The organism is Sphingobacterium sp. LZ7M1 (assembly GCF_024296865.1).
Lineage (GTDB): Bacteria > Bacteroidota > Bacteroidia > Sphingobacteriales > Sphingobacteriaceae > Sphingobacterium.
Map to the genome: position 1 here is coordinate 3,284,822 of NZ_CP101134.1, position 20,289 is coordinate 3,305,110.

Annotated in this window: 15 protein-coding genes; 5 read left to right on the top strand and 10 right to left on the bottom strand. The window is 40.5% G+C overall.

All coding sequences use genetic code 11. From position 1 onward, the window contains the following. Positions 1–27 precede the first annotated feature (27 nt). The gene (gene odhB, locus NMK93_RS14200; RefSeq protein WP_185214184.1) at positions 28–1,275 is read left to right on the top strand and encodes a 2-oxoglutarate dehydrogenase complex dihydrolipoyllysine-residue succinyltransferase; all 1,248 of its coding nucleotides are present in this window, start codon (positions 28–30) and stop codon (positions 1,273–1,275) included. Positions 1,276–1,372: 97 nt separating this feature from the next. Next, entirely contained in the window at positions 1,373–2,392 is a 1,020-nt protein-coding gene (locus NMK93_RS14205; RefSeq protein ID WP_254528006.1) for a hypothetical protein, read from the top strand. Here NMK93_RS14205 and NMK93_RS14210 read toward each other — a convergent pair. Both NMK93_RS14210 and NMK93_RS14215 read right to left on the bottom strand, forming a co-directional pair. Continuing rightward, complete coding sequence (locus tag NMK93_RS14210; RefSeq protein WP_254528007.1) at positions 2,389–4,314, bottom strand: LTA synthase family protein; 1,926 nt, start codon at positions 4,312–4,314, stop codon at positions 2,389–2,391. The genes NMK93_RS14205 and NMK93_RS14210 overlap by 4 nt on opposite strands. Before the next feature lies 1 nt (position 4,315). After that, on the bottom strand, positions 4,316–6,196 hold the full coding sequence (locus tag NMK93_RS14215) for an LTA synthase family protein (RefSeq protein WP_254528008.1): 1,881 nt from the start codon (positions 6,194–6,196) through the stop codon (positions 4,316–4,318). Positions 6,197–6,362: 166 nt separating this feature from the next. On the opposite strand from NMK93_RS14215, the gene NMK93_RS14220 reads away from it, so the two are divergent. Beyond that, the gene (locus tag NMK93_RS14220; protein WP_254528011.1) at positions 6,363–8,978 is read left to right on the top strand and encodes a valine--tRNA ligase; all 2,616 of its coding nucleotides are present in this window, start codon (positions 6,363–6,365) and stop codon (positions 8,976–8,978) included. Positions 8,979–9,045: 67 nt separating this feature from the next. Here NMK93_RS14220 and NMK93_RS14225 read toward each other — a convergent pair whose 3' ends face one another. Next, positions 9,046–9,546: a PepSY-like domain-containing protein gene (locus NMK93_RS14225; RefSeq protein WP_185214180.1), complete on the bottom strand. Its 501-nt coding sequence runs from the start codon at positions 9,544–9,546 to the stop codon at positions 9,046–9,048. 197 nt (positions 9,547–9,743) lie between these two features. On the opposite strand from NMK93_RS14225, the gene NMK93_RS14230 reads away from it, so the two are divergent. Further along, the gene (locus NMK93_RS14230; RefSeq protein ID WP_185214179.1) at positions 9,744–10,382 is read left to right on the top strand and encodes an HdeD family acid-resistance protein; all 639 of its coding nucleotides are present in this window, start codon (positions 9,744–9,746) and stop codon (positions 10,380–10,382) included. Between the two features lie 59 nt (positions 10,383–10,441). Here NMK93_RS14230 and NMK93_RS14235 read toward each other — a convergent pair whose 3' ends face one another. The 6 genes from NMK93_RS14235 to folB form a co-directional block, all read right to left on the bottom strand. Next, positions 10,442–13,513 (bottom strand): efflux RND transporter permease subunit, encoded by a 3,072-nt coding sequence (locus tag NMK93_RS14235; RefSeq protein WP_254528012.1) that lies wholly within the window; start codon positions 13,511–13,513, stop codon positions 10,442–10,444. Positions 13,514–13,531: 18 nt separating this feature from the next. Further along, positions 13,532–14,587, bottom strand: coding sequence for an efflux RND transporter periplasmic adaptor subunit (locus NMK93_RS14240; protein WP_254528014.1), 1,056 nt, complete (start codon positions 14,585–14,587; stop codon positions 13,532–13,534). A gap of 5 nt (positions 14,588–14,592) precedes the next feature. Then, positions 14,593–15,954, bottom strand: coding sequence for a TolC family protein (locus NMK93_RS14245; RefSeq protein ID WP_254528017.1), 1,362 nt, complete (start codon positions 15,952–15,954; stop codon positions 14,593–14,595). 33 nt (positions 15,955–15,987) lie between these two features. Then, positions 15,988–16,617: a TetR/AcrR family transcriptional regulator gene (locus NMK93_RS14250; protein WP_185214175.1), complete on the bottom strand. Its 630-nt coding sequence runs from the start codon at positions 16,615–16,617 to the stop codon at positions 15,988–15,990. 143 nt (positions 16,618–16,760) lie between these two features. After that, the gene (locus tag NMK93_RS14255; RefSeq protein WP_185214174.1) at positions 16,761–17,204 is read right to left on the bottom strand and encodes an Hsp20/alpha crystallin family protein; all 444 of its coding nucleotides are present in this window, start codon (positions 17,202–17,204) and stop codon (positions 16,761–16,763) included. Positions 17,205–17,376: 172 nt separating this feature from the next. Continuing rightward, positions 17,377–17,745 (bottom strand): dihydroneopterin aldolase, encoded by a 369-nt coding sequence (folB, locus tag NMK93_RS14260; RefSeq protein WP_185214173.1) that lies wholly within the window; start codon positions 17,743–17,745, stop codon positions 17,377–17,379. Positions 17,746–17,822: 77 nt separating this feature from the next. On the opposite strand from folB, the gene NMK93_RS14265 reads away from it, so the two are divergent. After that, the gene (locus NMK93_RS14265) at positions 17,823–18,554 is read left to right on the top strand and encodes a DUF1080 domain-containing protein (protein WP_254528019.1); all 732 of its coding nucleotides are present in this window, start codon (positions 17,823–17,825) and stop codon (positions 18,552–18,554) included. Between the two features lie 70 nt (positions 18,555–18,624). On the opposite strand, the gene NMK93_RS14270 is transcribed toward NMK93_RS14265, so the two are convergent. Next, positions 18,625–20,136: a carbon-nitrogen hydrolase family protein gene (locus NMK93_RS14270; RefSeq protein ID WP_254528021.1), complete on the bottom strand. Its 1,512-nt coding sequence runs from the start codon at positions 20,134–20,136 to the stop codon at positions 18,625–18,627. Positions 20,137–20,289: the final 153 nt, after the last annotated feature.

Here is a 20,289-nt window from a genome sequence, read left to right on the forward strand (position 1 = left end):
TTTAATGGAGGTTTAAAAGAAGTAAATATGAGCTTAGAAATCAAAGTCCCTTCGGTTGGTGAATCAATTACCGAAGTAACCTTGGCCCAATGGCTAAAACAAGATGGTGATTACGTCGAAATGGACGAGAACATTGCCGAATTAGAATCTGATAAAGCAACGTTTGAACTACCTGCTGAAAAAGCTGGTATCCTACGTATTATTGCACAAGAAGGTGATACACTGGAAATCGGTGCGGTAGTATGTACCATTGAAGACGGAGACGCTCCTGCAGGATCTGGCGATGCTCCAGCGAAAAAAGAGGAAGCTCCAGCTGCACAGGCGGAGTCAAAACCTGCTCAAGCTGAAGCTGACGAAAGTCCTGAAACTTATGCTGCTGGCACAGCATCACCTGCTGCCGCTAAAATCTTAAGAGAAAAAGGAATCGACCCATCTACGATCAAAGGAACAGGTAAAGACGGAAGAATCACCAAAGAGGATGCTGAGAAAGCTCAAGCAGCTCCAGCGAAAGCGGAATCTAAACCAGCGGCTCCTGCTGCAGCGGTAACTCCATCTGCTCCAGTGAGTGCAGGTGAGCGTGTAGAACGTCGTGAGAAAATGAGCTCATTGCGTAAAACAATCGCTAAGCGTTTGGTTGCTGTTAAAAATGATACAGCCATGTTAACTACATTCAATGAAGTAAACATGCAACCTATCATGGATCTTCGTGCTAAGTACAAAGATACTTTCAAAGAGAAACATGGTATCGGTCTAGGCTTTATGTCATTCTTCACCAAAGCAGTGACTACTGCCTTGAAAGAATGGCCTGCAGTCAATGCTCGTATCGAAGAGAATGAACTTGTATATTCTGACTTTGCTGACATTTCAATTGCAGTTTCTGCTCCAAAAGGATTAGTAGTTCCAGTAATCAGAAATGCAGAGTCTATGGCCCTATACCAAATCGAAAAAGCAATTGCTGAATTGGCTACAAAAGCTCGCGACAACAAATTGACGATCGATGAAATGACTGGTGGTACATTTACCATTACCAATGGTGGTGTATTTGGTTCAATGATGTCTACGCCTATTATCAATGCCCCTCAATCGGCAATCTTAGGTATGCACAACATTATCCAAAGACCAATCGCTGAAAATGGCCAAGTGGTTATCCGTCCAATGATGTACATCGCTCTTTCTTATGACCACCGTATTATCGACGGTCGTGAATCAGTGAGCTTCTTGGTACGCGTTAAGCAATTACTTGAAGATCCAGCTAGATTATTATTGGAAGTTTAATTCCAAAACACATAATTCTCAAAAGGTCGCTTAAAATAATTAAGCGACCTTTTGTATTTTTGAGAGATTCTTTATAAGTTGAGCTCCAAATTATTTTATGCAGCATTACCTATTATCCATGTCAAGACCAGTCCTAACAGCTTTACTTTTATTGATAAGCTTCAGCACATTTGCACAAAAGATAGGCCTTGGGATAGATTTTTTCGGATATGCAGACAACAGGGAGTATGGAGCCCAATATACCATCCCAAAAACCTTCTTTGGAGCGACCATCTCCCCTAACCTATACTTCGAGATAGAGAAGAACCATAGGCTTTATGGCGGAGCGCATTTTAATCAGGAGTTTGGAATCAATTCAGAAAACAAAAGTCGATGGAACCCCATCGCATACTATAACTACAAGACGGAAAAAATTGATTTTGCTTTGGGGTTTATGCCTAGGTATGAACGCTTGAAAGACATTCCTCGCATGGTTTTGGCTGACACCTTGATGTATGACCGACCAAATATTGAAGGGATGTACTTCAATTACAAGAACGGCAATTTCCAACAATCCGTTTTCATTGACTGGATGAGCAAACAAGGTTATCAGAATAGGGAACAATTTGTCGCTGGAATATCTGGAAAATATAGCATTGGAAACTTCTTTATCCGCAATGATGGGATGATGTACCATAATGCGCTAACTAGCAATGATAGCATCGACGAACATATACAAGATAATGCGGTAGTAATGCTAAGGCTGGGTGTAGATCTAAGCCATAAGACTGTCTTTGACTCACTGACCATTGATGCTGGTGCAGCTATGGGATTCGATCGCGTCAGATCGGTCTATGACATGCAAAAAGCAAATGGATTTATCTCCAATATACATCTGGGCTATAAAAGGTTCTTTCTTGCTAATACATTGTACCTAGGTGAACCATTGAACCTACCTAATGGCGACTCGTTTTACCACCGTAGGACCTATGATCGTTTAGACTTAGGTTGGATGCCCTTCAAATCAGACAAAATAGAAGGAAAGTTTACCGCATCATTCCATTTCTCCCCTGGAAAAGTGGACAATCAGCAGATGTTCACCCTTCGATATAAATTTGGAAAAACCATTGTAAATTAATCGGCCACTAATTTATTGTGGATCATCCGATTGTTGTATTGTTGCATAAAAGATTGCAGATGTCTCATCAGGGAGTCCTGAACCTGAGGTCCCTTTCCTTTCAGGTCATGCTCTAATAGCTTATCGGTTTTGAGGTTATAGACAGACTTCACTTCCTTATCTCCATAGGTCATGAAATAATCACCCATAAAAAAGTTGTAGATATTCCCAATATTGCTGACCACGAAGTTATTTCGGTCGGGAGCTAAAGCATCAAATCCAAAAGAGAAATAAGGTTTATCATATTCCAAATAGTTCAATACCGTAGGCATGATGTCTATCTGTTGAACAAGCTTATCTGAAACACCTTTTAAATCCCCGCCAGGATAGTAGAACACAATTGGGATGGCAAAGGAATTGGGCATGGTATTGTACTCTTTAAAATGGCTCATACTGGCATGGTCGGCACAGATCACAAATAAGGTATTCTTGTACCAGGAACTTTTTGAAGCCGTTTCGAAAAATTCCTTTAGTGCATGGTCAGCATAGCCTAAAGGCTCGTGCAACGGAAGGGTTCCCTTCGGAAACCTACCGGCATATTTCTCTGGAACCTTGAAAGGATGGTGTGAAGACAAGGAAAAAAAGCTACTGAAAAAAGGTTCTTGCATTTGATCCATTTCTTTTGCCATGTATTGCATAAAGGGCTCATCCCAGATTCCCCAGATACCGTCAAAATCAGCATCATTATTGTATTCATTTTTACCATAATAATGCTTGATTCCCGCTAACTGCATATAGGCCGAAAAACCCATGCTACCATTCGGGGCTCCATGGAAAAAGGAAGTTTCATAGCCTTCATCCGAAAGCAGCTTTGCCAAACTTGTTGTTTTGTTTCCTGAATAGATCGAAAGTACAAAGGGTTCTCCAATCGAAGGTATCCCTGTAATCACAGAGGGCAATGCATCGATGGATTTACGGCCATTTGCATACGATCTGGTGAAAGTATATGATTGCTGGATCAAGGAGTCTAGGAAGGGAGTATATCCTTTGTAAGTTCCATTGTCCAGATCTTTGTTAAAGAATCCAATATGCTCTTTACCAAAACTCTCCATTATCAAAACGACAACGTTCAATTTCTTAAACTGTGCAGAGTCCTTAGGTTGATGGACAACCGGGTACATGGCATTAAGTTCTTGTTCTGAAAAGAAATGTTCTTCTTTGAGGCTTACAGCCTTTAAGGTCTTCAAGATCGAAAAGGGCGTATTGAGCACGATGTTCATTTCCTCTGGGGATTTCACATAATCTCCGGCATTGCTCAATGTGATCGGTCGAGTGCTATGGGCCCAGCCACCACGTACACCTCCAACAAAGAGAAAAGCCACGGTCAACAAAAGTACTAGCTGCACGGAATAGAATTTCCAATTGAATGCCACCGGTTTTTCAACTTGGATCAGGTCATAGAGCTTAATCAAGCCCCATACGATCAGGATAAAAAACAGTAGCAGGTACCAATATTCCAAACCAAAGTCCAAGAACAAATTTCCAAGATTCTCTTCATTGGCAAACTGCCCAAACACGGTTCCGGTAGTTCGCTTTAAGGTAAAAGGGTAATAGGCGAAATCAACGAGGTTAAGGGCTATACCAATACTATTGGATACGACAAAGACCCATTTGCTTATTTTGGAAAAAACAGGGTTATATTTAAAAGGAACTGGAAAGGAAACAAGCAGGATATATAGGATATTGATGTACAGCAAAGCTACGATATCAAACTTCACTCCACCGGCCATCATGAGCATCAGTTCAGAAAAAGTTACCTGGGGAAATTGGGACATATTGAATCCATAGAACCCGAGCCTAAGGATTCCATAGAGCAATAGCATCAATCCAAGGCGAATTGCCATTGCCAAATAAGGTCCAAACCATCCTCTTAACTTAATCATATTAATATTTCATAAAATCTTCATATACCTCTTGGTAATAAGCTTTTGCCATATTCATAAGGCTATCTGCTTTTTCCTTAGGGTACTGCTCGTTGGCATTAAAGTTCACTCGATTCCCTACACGATCGTATGAAACCACTTCCTCTTTGGTTATTACTCCAAAAGCATCCTTAGAATTATAGAAGGCGACCTGAGGGAAGCTATGGTTGAATAGATCACGGCTCCAATGATAGCGATCAGTAGGTAGTTTTAATTGATTTAACAGGGATTTGGCAAGATCTGTTTGATTTCCGATCATGTTCATCTTTTTCCCTCTGTATTCAGCTTTTATAGGTTCACCAAAGAACAAAAGCGGAATATGAAAACGTTGGGGCATAGTGATGTCCCATTTCTCCGAAGGCAATCGGTGACCATGGTCTGCCACAAGCACAAACAAAGTATTTTTATACCAATCTTTGGTTTTTGCCTGCTCCAAGAATTCATGGACTGCCTGATCGGTATAAAATGCCGTACTCTTGAACTTGTTTACATTATTGTCCTTACCAAATTTATAGCCATCGTAAAGTTCAAAAGGTTCATGATTGACCAAGGTAAAAATACTGGAAAAGAAGGGTTGATCTTCTTCATCCAAGTCCTCGATCATTCTTTCAAACACGACATGATCATACACTCCCCAAGAGGTTCGCGGCAACAGCGGGTTGAAGTTCATGATATCAACTACTTTTTCAATACCATGGGACAACATATAAGACTTAAAGTTGTAAAATTCACTCTGCCCACCATGATAGAATGAGGTTTTATACCCAGCATCATGGAACTCCTGCCCTATTGCAGGCATATTTTCATGTTTATCGATATATTTTATGATGCTTTCAGGACCTTGTGCAGGAAATCCGCTGAAAATACCGACGATGCCTTTATCAGAACGATCAGACGCTGCATAAATCTGGTCAAAAAACAGACCTTGTGCGATCAATTCTTCAAAATGCGGTGTTATTCCCTTCTCTCCGCCCATGGAATGTATCAGATCAGCAACGAAACTTTCCAGAACAATAACCACGACATTAGGCTTTTTGGCATTCAGGATATTGAAGGTGGAGTCCGGTATTTCTGTGAAAGCAGGTTTCAATACTGTTTTGGCCTCTTCGTCGGAGGAAAAGTATTTATATGGAGAGCGCATGCGCTGGTTTCTCGTAAAATACTCGCGCAACAGGGCGTAATGGGTATTGACCGCTGCATGATTATAAAAGGTATTGGCTGAAAAATAGGCTTTACTAGGATTCAAAGGGGCCCTTCCAAATCCACCACGGATAAATCCGAAGAGAATAAGTCCACCAATGAAGAACTGTATCCCCAATTTCCACCATGCTAATTTCTTAGGGAACCTCACTTCTCTAAATAGCCTTAGAAATAACCAATATCCTCCAGAAGTCAACAGGACGATGCCCAGGACAGGAATCAAGATTGGGGTCGATTCAGCTGAGGCCGCTGCTCCGGCAGCATCTTCAGCGATGGCATCAATGGCGCGTTTTGAAATTTTATCCCCCCATTCCCTATAAATATTGACATTGGCAAAAGTGACAATCTGAAATAGGATAAGTATCAGAAAAGTATAGGCATTGAGCAGTTTTCGCTTAAGGATCTCGTTAGAATAATGGTTCAGAACGAGGTAGCCCAGAAAAGGAAGGGCACATATATAAGAGACCACGGAAAAGTCAAGTGGCAATCCGTGGTAGTAAATCCTCAATACATCCTTAAAGTTGGAAAAATTGACTTTATCGTAAAACGAAATTAGGAATATCAATCGATCTAAGAAGCTCATCAATAGCCAGTAGCCAAAATAGAAGAAGAAACCCCTTAAATCCTTAATAACATTTTTCATGTCATAAAAAATTCAATCGCCAAATTTACATTTAATTACAGATAGTAACAGTTAATTAACATTAATTTTTCATTTAGTAAATACAGCGGATTTATTTACGGTTAGCAAGTGGGAAATAAGGCATTAAATGCGTATTTTTGTAACCTTTTAGAACATTAAGAATATAATGAGCATAGCAAAAACGTACAATCCAAAAGAAGCTGAAGAGAAGTGGTATTCCTACTGGATGTCAAATGGATTTTTCCGTTCGGTACCAGATGAGCGCGAACCATATACCATTGTCATGCCACCTCCAAACGTCACTGGGGTCTTACATATGGGCCATATGTTGAACAACACCATTCAAGATGTGTTGATTCGTCGTGCACGTATGCAGGGCAAAAATGCATGTTGGGTTCCGGGAACAGATCATGCATCCATTGCTACCGAGGCGAAAGTCGTTGCTATGTTAAAAGAAAAAGGCATCGAGAAAACTTCCATCAGCCGTGATGAATTCTTGAAATACGCATGGGAATGGAAGGAAAAATACGGTGGTATTATCTTGAAGCAATTGGAAAAACTAGGAGCTTCATGTGACTGGGAAAGAACCAAGTTCACCATGGACCCTGACCTTTCTGAAGCGGTGATCGATACATTCATCAAATTTTATAAAGAAGGTTATATCTATCGCGGCATCCGCATGGTAAACTGGGATCCAGAAGGTAAAACAGCTCTTTCTGATGAAGAGGTTATCCGCAAAGAAGTCAATCAAAAGTTATACTACGTACGCTATAAGATCAAAGATTCGGATGAATATGTGATCATTGCTACGACACGTCCGGAGACTATCATGGCTGATACAGCAATCTGTATCAATCCTTTGGATGAACGCTATAAACATCTTCAAGGCAAAACGGTATTGGTTCCATTGATCAACCGTGAAATCCCGATCATCCAAGATGAATACGTGGAGATGGAATTTGGTACAGGTTGTCTGAAGGTAACACCTGCCCATGATCTGAATGACTATGAATTGGGTCAAAAGCATAATTTAGAGGTTATTGATATCTTGAATGATAACGGTACTTTAAATGAGAAAGCACAGATCTTGGTTGGTGAGGATCGTTTTATTGCCCGTAAGAAGGTAGCAACATTACTAGAAGAAGCAGGCCAGATCGAGAAGATCGAGGACTATAAATCGCAAGTAGGTTTCTCGGAACGTACTAACGCTGCCATTGAGCCAAAGCTATCGATGCAATGGTTCTTAAAGATGGACAAACTTGCGAAACCAGCATTGGAATATGTGGAAGATGGCACCATTAAGCTGATTCCTGAAAAGTTCTTTGCTTCCTATAAGCATTGGATGGAAAATGTGAAGGATTGGTGTATTTCCCGTCAATTATGGTGGGGACAACGGATTCCAGCATGGTACAACGAGAAGAATGAGTGGGTAATTGCGAAAACTGAGGCCGAAGCCATTGCAGAATTTGAAAATACCGGAAAATCCGCATCAGGTATCCGTCAGGAAGATGATGTATTGGATACATGGTTTTCATCGGGTCTATGGCCAATGTCGGTTTTTGATGGTGTAAGGAATCCAGAGAACCCAGACTTCCAATATTATTACCCTACAAATGATCTAGTGACAGCACCAGAAATCTTGTTTTTCTGGGTTGCCCGTATGATTATCATGGGTCATGACTATACACAGAAACCTCCATTCCGCAATGTATATCTGACAGGTATCGTTAGGGATAAATTGGGTCGCAAGATGTCCAAATCATTAGGAAACTCTCCTGATCCGATTGAATTGATGGAGCAATATGGTACAGATGGAGTTCGCGTGGGGATGCTTCTATCCTCTCCTGCTGGAAATGACCTGATGTTTGATGTTTCATACTGTGAACAGGGAAGAAACTTCGCCAATAAGATCTGGAATGCATTCCGTTTGGTTAAAGGTTGGGAAGTAGTAGAGCAAGAGGCTACAGCGTCGCAAAAAATGTCTGCAAAATGGTTTGAATCCCGTTTTAACCAAGCCTTGGTTGAAATTGAAGAGCATTTTGCCAATTACAGGCTTTCAGATGCCTTAATGGCAACCTATAAATTAATCTGGGATGATTTCTGTTCATGGTACCTTGAACTGGTAAAACCAGCATACCAAGCGCCAATTGAAAAAGAAACCTATGAAACTGTTAAAGGTCTATTCCGAAAGGTACTGAAGTTAGCTCATCCATTTATGCCTTTCATTACGGAAGAGTTATGGCATGATGAGATTTTTGGAACCCGCAGCACCGAAGACTGCATCATTGTAGCTGATTTCCCTAAGGTTGAGGCATTCGATGAGAACATCATCAAAGAATTTGCTATCGTTCAACAGATCATCTCTGAGGTACGTAATATCAGAAATTCTAAAGGTCTGTCTCCAAAGATTGCTCTTCCTTTAGCTATCAATGCAACGAATATTGATTACAGTCAATACCAAGATAGCATCAAGAAGCTGGCGAACATTGAAGACTTATCCTTTGTAAAAGAAAAAGTAAGTGGAGCGGTAAGTTTCCTTGCTGGAAAGGACGAATGTTATGTTGCCCTGGAAAACAACATCGATGTTGATGCGGAAAAGGAAAGAATCAGCAAAGAGATTGAATACCTGAAAGGATTCTTGATCTCTGTTGACAAGAAGTTATCAAATGAGAGATTTGTGCAAAATGCAAAACCTGAAATCGTAGAAAACGAGAAGAATAAAAAGGCGGATGCAGAAGCCAAGATCCAGATATTAGAAGAAAGCTTACAGAGCTTAGGTTAATACCTGAAAAATAAAAAAGAAGCCCTCGCACAACTTGTACGGGGGCTTTATTATTAGACTAAAACTTCTATTTATCGACTCTCAGGAATTTTCCATCGAGGTCAAATACTAGATCAGTATCATTTTTCAGTTCTACAGCCATCACATCGATATCCTTATCGATTGATTGAATGGTCTGACCGGCATAATTGGCATTGATATATTCCTGAACCGAAGAAGGTAATACCGCCATCGGTACAACTACATCCCCTTTGGTACTGATTTCTCTCCATTCGCCATCTTTATCAAAATCAATTTCCGTATTATCAGAAAGGTCCACATCGAAAACAGTCCCATCCGTCACTGGGCTTTGTTTATTTTCAACATGTTGGATTGTTGCATTCGGGAAATGGTCTTCTATAAACTTTTTTGCAGCATGCGGCAAAACATCCGCTGGATTATTTGCCGGAATGGGACCTTGGGTGGAACCATCCGAAACCGCACTGTCCGCATTGTTATTGTTCTGTTTATTCTGGTTATTGCAGGCCAACATTAATAAGGCCGATCCTAATATCAATAGTTTTTTCATGTTTACTCCTTTTAAACATAAACAGCTACAACTAATATTTGTTTGTAAAGAAAATTCATTAACCTTCTTTTTGGTTAACTTTAGCTAATAAATGACATTCGTCATTAATGTTTATAATTATAGAAAACTTAATGAAATTTGAGTTGTATTAGGTTATAACATATAATCTAGATATCATGCTACATAACTCATAAATCATGGAAAACTTTCTTAAAACCATTAGAACAGCCGTAAAACAATGGTATCTGCCGTTGATCGTGGGTATCCTACTTGTTATTTTAGGTTTTTACGTACTAGCCACCCCTTTGACTTCTTATCTGGCCCTATCGTTCGTTTTTAGTATTTCATTTTTATTTTCTGGGGTGATGGAAATCATATTCGCCTTAAACAACAAGAATGAAATCGAAGGCTGGGGTTGGTATTTAGCAGGTGGGATCCTGAACACCTTATTCGGGTTGTTATTGTTGAGCAATCCTGCCATATCATTGGCAACATTACCCTTTGTAATCGGATTCTTTGTGATGTTTAAATCGGTTCAATACCTTTCATTTGCTTTGGACCTAAAACAATATGGGATCAAGAATTGGGGATGGATCTTATTTTTTTCCGTACTAGGTATGATTTTCAGCTTTATCCTGTTGTGGAATCCTGTATTTGCAGGACTGACCATCGTCATCTGGACAGGTATGGCTATAATCTCTGCCGGATTGGCTTCCTGTATCCTATCCTTTCAATTGAAAAAACTGAAAAACATTTCGGAAAGAACTCCAGAGGATTGGAAAAGAAGATATGAAGAACTGAAAGAAGAATACCATCGATATAAATCGAATAACTAAATTACAATTAGCAAAAGTAAAGGCTGGTCGATATTAGATATTGGCCAGCCTTTCGGTTTTTATGAATGTTGTTCTTTTTGTTCTTCTACTTCTATCTTTGGCGGAATCAATTTATAGATTACCGGAGTTACTATCCTTGACAATAAGGTCGAACTGATCAATCCACCGATCATCACCGTTGCCAATGGCGAAATCAGGGGATTGGACGACCAAGCGATCGGCAATAATCCACCAATGGCAGTTAATGTTGTCAGGATGATCGGCAGGAACCGAATCTCGCCTGCTTTTTCAATGGCTTCATTCAGCGCCATCCCTTCCCTTCTCAACTGGTTGGTGAAGTCCACCAAAAGGATGGTATTCTTGACTTCAATACCTGCAAGGGCAACAATACCAATGGTGGCCACAAAGGACAGAGTATTTCCAGTTACGAGCAAGGCCAGCACAGCTCCAACAACACCTAAAGGAATTACAGACAATACAATCAATGTACTCTTGAAGGTCTTGAATTCCAAGATCAGCACCGCGATAAACATAAAAATGGTAATCAGAATAATGGTTCCAAAACCTCCAAATGCCATCTCACGGCTTTCCACCTCGCCGCCCATCTCATAGAAATAACCGGTAGGGAAAGGGAATTTATCCATCTGCTCGATTACCGAATTGATAACCTCATCGTTTCCATATCCCTTTTTCACAAAGGAATTGACCGCAACGGTCCTGATCTTATTCTGGTGATAGATATTGGAAGGCGACTCTTCAAACTCGAGTGTAGCCAATTGGGTCAATGGAATGGAAGTACCTGCAACATTGTCGATAAAGATACCTTCTAAGGTTTCTATGGTTGCTTCGCCATCTCGCGGGACACTGACCATGATATCATAGTCATTATCATCGGAATTCGGGTCTGAATAGGTACCTACGCTATATCCTGACAAGGCTACTCGGATAGTTTGGTCAATAGATGAGGTCGGCACACCAAGGGCCATGGCTTTCTCGCGATTGATGTTGACCTTGATGTCCGTTTTATTGTTTTTTATAGGGTTATTGACATACTCCGAACCTTCTGTATTTTTCAACAGCTCCTCTACTTTATAGGATAAGGCCTGAAGGGTATCGAGGTTCTCGCCAAATACCCTGACTTCTACTGGTGAAATGATCGGAACGCCCTGTTCGAAATCTCGCACTTCTACTTTTGCACCAAGATAGGGCGTCCATTTGGCTCTCAATTCTTCAATTAAGGCGACCTTTTCCTTTGAATTCACGTCACCGTGAAGCTGTACAAAGATATCCGCATAAGAAACGTCTTCCCGAGCCTGTTGCATATTATAATAGACCCTGGGGTTTCCTTTTCCGATGTTTGAGGTATAATACTTTACTTCAGGAATCTGTTTTAGATCATGCTCAATGGCCTTTGTGATGCTATCGGTTGTCTGTATATTCGATTGCAAGGCGGTCTTGATGTGGACCATGAACTGCGGTTTCTCCGAAGCTGGGAATAAACTGAAACCTACGATAGGTATCAGGGCCAATGAGCCCAAGAAAATAGCCAAGGCAATAATGGCGGTGCGACCAGGATGCTTCAAGGCTTTGTCCAAGAAAACGCCATATGATTTATGGATAATTTTCTGCATGCCTCGAAGGATGGCATTTCCACCTTCTTCTTCATGCGGCTTCAGGATCTTACTGGAAAGAAAAGGAACAACCAATATGGCAATAAACATGGATCCAATCACGGAAGAAATAACCGCAATTGGCATACTGCGGATGAATTCACCCGCCATTTCAGGCATAAATACCAGCGGCATAAAGGCAATCACCAAGGTGACCGTACAGCCCAATACCGCTAATGCTATCTGTTCTGTTCCTTTTATAGCGGCTTCCATCTTGCTATATCCTTCACGCATCCAGCGTTCGATATTTTCCACAACAACGATACTATCATCAACCACTAAGCCCAATGCCACCACAAAGCCAACTATACTTAACTGATTCAATGAATAACCAAAGGAATTCATTGCGATAAGTCCAATTCCAAGGGATAAGGGGATGGCGATCATAACCACCAGGGATGCCCGGGTTCCCAAAGGCAATAAGGTGAAGAGTACCAAGAAAATAGCTATTCCAAAATCAATGGCCAGCCCTCCTAGGCGATTGTTTACATTTTCTGCCTGATCAAAATTGAGCACCAAGTCTATATTGTCTGGCAATCCTGCCTTAAATTCTTCCAAGATCTTTTTATACTCTTCTTGCGTATCGGAAATATTCATCCCTTCCTTCTGGGCAGCATTGATAAGGATGCATTTATAACCATTCAAACGGGTCATATGGTTATTTATACCAAATGTAGGATAGACATCCGCCACATCCTTCAATAGAATATTGCGCCCTTGGGCACTCGAAATGATGGTATGCTGTATATCGCTGATGCTCTGATAATTTCCTGAACTCTTGACGCTAAAAGACTGGCTTCCGGCATTGATACTTCCTGCAGGGATGTTTTGATTTTCACTTTGGACCGCTTGGATAATCCTGCTCATCGGGATATTTAATTCCGCAAGCTTGGCCTGGTTCAGGTCGATACGGACCTGTTGGTCAGGAAGACCTGAAATCTCAACTGATTTTAAAGCTTTCACTTTTTCAAGCTCCTCCTTCAGTTTGTCGCTATATTTCTTCATGCTGCTTGCTGAAGCATTCTCAGAGATCAGAGCCGCTTGGATAACACTGACATTGGTTGGGTCGATCTTGAGGACCTCCATGCTGTATATATTATCGGGTAGCTCCGAGTTGGCAGCATTCAATTCACGTACTAATTCTTGGTATTTATCATCGTAATCTTCTCCATAATCGAATTCCACCAAGAAAAATGCTACGCTGTTATTGATGGTGGTTTTAATGGTTTTGATATGGTCCAAGGCATAGAACCTGGCTTCCAATGGTTTCACCACCAATTGTTCCATATCCTTTGGGCTGGTTCCAGGATGCACCACCAAAACTGGGAAAGTGACCCCCTTCATATCAGGATCTTCTGCCCTTGGCATGGTCAACATGGATGTAATAGCAACCACCAGAATCATCAATACCATGATCATGGTAAATTGGTAGTTCTTAATTGGGTATTTAATTAAGCTCATGATTTCGGGTGTTAGGTATTATTTTTTAACAACAATTGCTGATCCATCGACCAAATACGGGCTTCCGGAAACAATGATGGATTGCGCTTGCTCGAGACCAGCTGCAACAAGTACATCATCATTTTCAATTTTGGCGACCTTGATCTTTTGCTTTTTAGCCGTTTTGCCATCTTCTGTGATGAAAACATAGCCTTCACGCCCATTTCCGTCCAGCAAGGCGGAGAATGGGATGCGCCATTGGTTGCCTGCTTTCATTCCAGAATTCATGATAATGGATTTTCCAAAAATCCCTGTAGCCAGTTTATAGCTAGGTTTTTCCTTTAGTTCCAAAAAGATGGTAAATGTACCTGTCTGCGGATCCAATCCTTCCGACTTCTTAGAAACCACTGCATCCAAAGTATCGGTAGGCATAGCATCTGTGCTGATCTTGGCCGGGTCACCAACCTTGATCTGGCTCCATTGCTGGTCTCCAACACCAACCTTGAGCTTCCAATCGGCATTGCTTGCACCATTGACTTGTAGGATCGGTGTTCCAGGACCTACAACTTGACCTTCATTGGCCATTTTCGCGAGCACAAATCCAGAAACCGGAGAAAATATATTGGAATATTGTTGATTGAAACTTACAGACTTCAGATCTTGCTGGGCAACATCAAGCGCTGTTTTTGCATTCTGCATTTGCTCCAGCGTGGCTACACTGTCCCGGTACAGCTTACTTGCACGCTCGAAATCCCTTCTAGCCTTTTCAACAGCAAGTTTAGCTTGTCCAGCTTTTGCATCTACCTCAGAACTGAGTACAGAAGCTAAAAGCTGACCCTTGCGGACCGCATCGCCTTCTTTGACCGTGATCTTAGAAATTACACCGCCATTCTTAAAGCTTAATACAGTTTCATCATCTGTGGTAAAGACGCCTGTTGCCTCTATTCCAGAATCTCCTGCACCAATATTGATAGGCATCAATTTAACGGGAATGGTATCCTGTACGGATATTTCTGATTTTCGTTCGGCTTGTTTACAGCTAGAAATAGAGATTGCTATTCCTGCAAACAATAGGGTTGTATATCCTAATTTCATGGGTCTTATTTTAGTTGGTATGATGCGTTTTCTCGTTCTAATTTTGCTATGGCAGACAATAATTTGAAGGCTGCAATATTATTAGCCATTTGCGAATTGGTGTACTGTGACCTGGCGTCGATGGTTTCGATATAGGTGTTGACACCTTCATTGAAGCCTCTTAATATCAACCGCTGATAGGTTGAAGCTGCTTCCATCTGGATTTTTGAACTTTCGTAGTTCTTTTGCATAGCTATCAATTCATTTTTTGCTACCTCAGCGGAAAGTTCCAATTGCTGTTTGGCTTGATCCAATTTGTTTTGAGCTTCGGCGACAGCAATCTGGTTTTCCTGGATCTTCAGTCGGTTTCTGTTTCCCTGAAATATGGGGAAACTCAATTGAGCACCCACCATGAAATATTGCGATTGACGGCTTACGCGCAAACCCTCAGCCTGTGATCCTAAATCCAAAAAGGCACTGAGCTTTGGAACAAAGGCTTGCTTGCTCATCTCTACCAAAGACTCTTGGATGGAAATATTGCCTTCAAGCGACTTCAATTCTTCACGTCCATCGATATTTACCGATAGTTCGGTTGCATGGAGATCATTGGTCCTGTTTTGTGCAGGATCAAAATAGATTTCTGCATTCGCATCTCGGTTCAATAGTGAATTGAAATAATACTTGGCATTCTTGATCTGCTGTTCTGCTTCTGCGATTTTTGATTCCTGTTGCGCGATTTCGGCATCTGACCTGATCACGTATGCTGGCAGTCCTTTTCCTGCTTCCAGTAATTTTTCGTTCACCCGCCTGCCCTCTTTGGCTAAAGTCAAAGCGTTCAAATAAATTTCTTTGGCTTGGACCGCACTTAAATAATTGAAATAGGCTATTTTAATATCCTTAACTAATTCCCTTTTGTAGGTTTCTGTTTCGGTCTTGCTCAGCTCGACCATTTTTTCACGGACGACCTTATTGTGTTTGATATCAGTATTGATGATTGGCACGGATGTCCTCACCTTGGCATCGTAATAGTTCTTTGGAAGGAAGGTTATCTGTTCATTCTCAATCTGGGGGAAATTGCTGCTTTGAGTCAATTGATTCAACGTAGTGTAGACTGGATTCAACATATCGCCAATTGGAAGGTCGATGGATCGGCCGCCATCTGCATGAGAATAGGTCAAGTCGAAAGTAATATTAGGAAGGTACATGCTCCTTGCCACCTCTAGTCCATTCATTGCCTTTTTCATGGATAGGTCTTTCTGGATCAACACCAAATTGCTATCCAGGCCCTGTTGTACATACTGTTCTAATTGATGGTCTTGCGCGTAACTGATTCCACTTATTCCGGTAAAAAGGATTATCAGCTTAGTTAGTGATTTGTATAAGCTCATTATTAACAGTGTTAACTATATATTCAAAAAAAACTATTTTGTTGCTTGGATCAATCCAACCAGGATGAGGTAGGAAGAATAAACATGGTCTTCCAGATCACCTGTTTTTCCAAACAGCTCATGTAAACAATCTAAATGCTTTGTGATATGTAATGAAACCAATCCATGCACAGAACTCCAAGCTTGAATGGTCACAAATACAGGATCCATACCTTTGAAATAACCCACCTGTTGACAATCAACAATGGTCTTCTTTAATAATTCGATCACCAATTCACCCTCAACCCAAGAACTATCCTCTATCTGCGAATTCAAGAAAGACAATGGCTCCTTCATCATAAACATAACCTGGTAGTATTCAGGGTGTGTAAAAGCAAAATGAATATATATCCGTCCGACTGCTTTTAAACGTTCAAAGGGATCTTCCACGGTCATCAATGGAAGGAACTGATCCTTAAGCATCCCGAACCCTACTTGATGTAAGGCATAAACGATATCATTCTTATCCTTATAGTATAGATAGATCGTTGTAGGACTGAATCCAATTTCCTTTGCGATCTTTCTTATTGAAGTCGCCTCATACCCTTCCTGGACAAACAGCTTTTTTGCTGCTTCTAAAATCACGGTACGTAGGTCTTCTTTTTGTTTTATTTTCTTTTCCACTTGATATTGTTTTCAAAAACAAAACTACTTAACAGTGTTAAGTAGTTTTGTTTAATTTTTCTAAAAAGACATTTGTATGACAATCCAATAAAAAAGGAGCTGTCCAAACGGACAGCTCCTCATTCAACTAACCACAATTAAACTTACTTCACTTCAATTAGTCTCTTTGCTACGATTGCTTCTTCTTTTTTACCGATCTTAATATTCAATACTCCATTTTCATAGGCAGCATCGATATTAGAATAATCAACTACTTCAGGTAGTGTGAAAGATCTGGAGAACGAAGTGTAGCTAAATTCTTTTTTGCTATATACTTTACCCTCTTCTACTTTTTCTTCTTGTTTTTCAACAGAGATATTGATTACATTCTTATCCACATTGATCTTGAAATCTGATTTCTGCAAACCTGGTGCAGCAACTTCAATATGGAAAGCTTCTGCGGATTCCGTAATGTTAACTGCAGGTACGCGTGTTACCAAGCGGTCTGTTAAAAAAGAATCATTGAATAAATTGTCAAATACATTGTTTACAAATGGATTCACTGCATCTGTGTTGTAAGATTTTCCTGGTAATTTTATTAATGCCATGTTTAATTCCTCCTTATTTTTTTAGTTCTTTAATTTCTGTTTTATAACATCCTATAATCAACTAACGTACCAAGGGCATACAAACTTATTTACAAGACAATTTGTCCTGTATCAAGTAAAAAACACAGCCAAAATGACCGGTTAAGAAAAATTCAACATGATTTTTAGACAGTTAATCCTTTGTGTAATAAAGAGATACTACAGAATTAGCAACATCACCTCCAAATGGAGGATTAATCTTTCGAATGGATATCTCGATCTGTTGGATATGCGAATATTCTTCAACAATTCTGTTTAGGATATCTTCTGCTGCAGACTCCAGTAACTTTCTGCGAGGGCTCATCACCTCTACCAAGATAGCATAAAGCTCTTCGTAATTTACTGTATTTTCAATTTCTTCAGCGTCTGGATTTTTGAAGGGGAAACTTACTGAAACACTAACCATAAACTCATTCCCTAAAACCTGCTCTTCTTCATAGTAACCAATCGGTGAATAAAAACGAACATCTTCTAGTGCAATTTTTTGGGTAATCTGGGCCATTATGAATAAAGTTTTTGATTTTGCTTATTAAAAATAATGTTTTTTCTTATATTAACCATAACAAAATACTTAAACCGATGTTAAAACATTCTTTATTAATAGCATTGCTTGCTGGAGTATCCTATGCAAGCGCACAAACAAAGTTTAAACCTGAAGACACTGAATTTTATGAACCAGTTCCTCGCGTCGTTAATACCAAAGCTAATGCAGCCCCTTCGGATGCCATTGTCTTGTTCGATGGAAAGAATCTATCGGAATGGGTAAGCGACAAAGATGAAAGTGCTCCGCAATGGACCATCAAAGATGGCGTACTAACGGTTAAGCCCGGTACTGGTGGTATCCATACCAAAAAGACCTTTGAAGATTTCCAATTACATATCGAATGGAAAAGCCCTGAAACCATCAAAGGTGAAGGTCAAGGACGTGGAAACTCCGGCATATTCCTACAAGGAAAATATGAACTTCAGGTATTGGATAACGACAACAACAAAACGTACACCAACGGACAAGCGGGAAGTATATACAAACAAAGCCCTCCTCTTGCAGAAGTGAGAAAACCTGAAAGTGGATGGCATACCTATGATGTGATCTATTCAGCTCCTAAATTCAACAAGGACGGTCATTTGATCAAAAGAGGAACGGTTACCGTCCTACATAATGGCGTAGTTGTTCAGAACAACACCGAAATCCAAGGTACGACAGAATACATTGGATTACCAAAAATGCAGGCACATGGCGCTGGTCCGATTGCATTACAAGATCATGGCGATCTAGTTTCTTTCCGAAATATTTGGATCAGGGAACTATAAGAAATTAAGAATATTAAATAGCAAAGGGGCAATCAAAAAATTGCCCCTTTGCTATTTAAATGTTGATAGCCTATTTTAGAAGCTTCACTTCATATAAGTCTTTTCTTCTATCCTTCAAGATCTTGACAGTTCCATACTCATGCAGATCACGCAGAGCGTAAAGATCAACGTCAGCGATCAGGACCATTTCGGTATTTGGCGTGGCTTCTGCCTTGATTGCATTGTTTGGAAAGGCAAAATCTGATGGAGTGAATACCGCAGATTGTGAATACTGAATATCCATGTTGTTTACACGAGGCAAGTTACCTACCGACCCTGCGATCGCTACATAACATTCATTTTCGATAGCCCTAGCTTGTGCACATGCACGGACACGGATATAACCATTCTGTGTATCTGTCATAAAAGGCACAAATAAGATCTGCATTCCTTGATCCGCCAAGATCCTGCTCAATTCCGGGAATTCAACATCATAACAGATCAAAAGCCCCACTTTACCGCAATCGGTATCAAACACCTTCACTTCCGAACCGCCCACTAAACCATAATACTTCATTTCATTCGGTGTAATATGTATTTTCTTATAATGGTCCAAACTACCGTTACGATGACACAGGTAACTGATGTTATACAACTTACCACGCTCCATGATTGGCATAGATCCGGAAATAATATTCACGTTATAAGAAACGGCAAACTGCTGGGTTCGCTCAACGATCTCCTTGGTATGTTCCGCTAACTTCTCCATGGCCAGACGCTCTGGAAGCTCATTATAAGGGCTCATCAATGGCGTATTGAAAAACTCAGGGAACATGATGAAGTCGGTATTGTAGTCACTCACCGTATCCACGAAGAATTCAATCTGATCATAAAATTCCTGAATATCCTTAAACTGGCGCATCTGCCATTGCACCAAGCCCAAACGGATGGTTTGCTTGGTTGCCGAGTTCGAAGGAGCGTCCGGTTCATAATAAATATTGTTCCACTCCAATAAGGTCGCTACCTCCATCGATTCCGCATCTTCAGGAAGGTAATTCTTTAAGATCTTCTTAACGTGGAAATCATTCGAAAGCTGGAAGGTCAGAGTAGGATCATAGATCTCTTTTCTTTTCACCTTTTCAATGTAGGTCCTTGGGGTCATACTGTCCGAATAGTTATGGTAATTCGGAATACGTCCACCGGCGATGATCCTTTGCAGGTTCCTCTGCTCACATAACTCCTTTCGCTGATCATACAACCTTCTTCCTAATCGCAAGGAGCGGAAATCCGGATGCACAAATACCTCGATACCGTATAGGGTATCCCCATCTGTATCGTGTTTATCAAACTTACCATCATCAATGATGCTGTAATATTTATCGTAAATATTGGTCTTGCGTGAATTCAGGATAATGGATAATGCACATGCCACAACTTTCCCATCCACCTCAACAGCGATCTGTCCTTCAGGAAAAATATCGATAAGGTCAACAATATTCTCTTTGGTCCATGGATCCCCTACCAAACCATGGTAAGCTTCTTCCATAGAATTCTTTAAATCCTTATAATCTTTTTTACTAAGGTTTCTAACTTTAATATCCATTTTAATATGATTGAATTGCCAGAAGCGGCAAAGTTATCCATAAAACAAAACCCATTCCAAATTTTAACTAAAAATCACTATCCATTCGTAATGAACATCTTAGCTATTTAAGAGCAATCTCCATTTCCGTGAAACCGTGTAGGATTAAAAACA

Excerpts from the sequence above, each read along its gene's own strand:
- NMK93_RS14225 (WP_185214180.1), bottom strand. The coding sequence starts at position 9,546 with ATGAAAAAACTATTGATATTAGGATCGGCCTTATTAATGTTGGCCTGC.
- NMK93_RS14230 (WP_185214179.1), top strand. The coding sequence starts at position 9,744 with ATGGAAAACTTTCTTAAAACCATTAGAACAGCCGTAAAACAATGGTAT.
- NMK93_RS14270 (WP_254528021.1), bottom strand. The coding sequence starts at position 20,136 with ATGGATATTAAAGTTAGAAACCTTAGTAAAAAAGATTATAAGGATTTA.
- NMK93_RS14205 (WP_254528006.1), top strand. The coding sequence starts at position 1,373 with ATGCAGCATTACCTATTATCCATGTCAAGACCAGTCCTAACAGCTTTA.
- NMK93_RS14240 (WP_254528014.1), bottom strand. The coding sequence starts at position 14,587 with ATGAAATTAGGATATACAACCCTATTGTTTGCAGGAATAGCAATCTCT.
- NMK93_RS14255 (WP_185214174.1), bottom strand. The coding sequence starts at position 17,204 with ATGGCATTAATAAAATTACCAGGAAAATCTTACAACACAGATGCAGTG.
- odhB (WP_185214184.1), top strand. The coding sequence starts at position 28 with ATGAGCTTAGAAATCAAAGTCCCTTCGGTTGGTGAATCAATTACCGAA.
- NMK93_RS14210 (WP_254528007.1), bottom strand. The coding sequence starts at position 4,314 with ATGATTAAGTTAAGAGGATGGTTTGGACCTTATTTGGCAATGGCAATT.
- folB (WP_185214173.1), bottom strand. The coding sequence starts at position 17,745 with ATGGCCCAGATTACCCAAAAAATTGCACTAGAAGATGTTCGTTTTTAT.
- NMK93_RS14220 (WP_254528011.1), top strand. The coding sequence starts at position 6,363 with ATGAGCATAGCAAAAACGTACAATCCAAAAGAAGCTGAAGAGAAGTGG.
- NMK93_RS14235 (WP_254528012.1), bottom strand. The coding sequence starts at position 13,513 with ATGAGCTTAATTAAATACCCAATTAAGAACTACCAATTTACCATGATC.
- NMK93_RS14215 (WP_254528008.1), bottom strand. The coding sequence starts at position 6,196 with ATGAAAAATGTTATTAAGGATTTAAGGGGTTTCTTCTTCTATTTTGGC.
- NMK93_RS14245 (WP_254528017.1), bottom strand. The coding sequence starts at position 15,954 with ATGAGCTTATACAAATCACTAACTAAGCTGATAATCCTTTTTACCGGA.
- NMK93_RS14265 (WP_254528019.1), top strand. The coding sequence starts at position 17,823 with ATGTTAAAACATTCTTTATTAATAGCATTGCTTGCTGGAGTATCCTAT.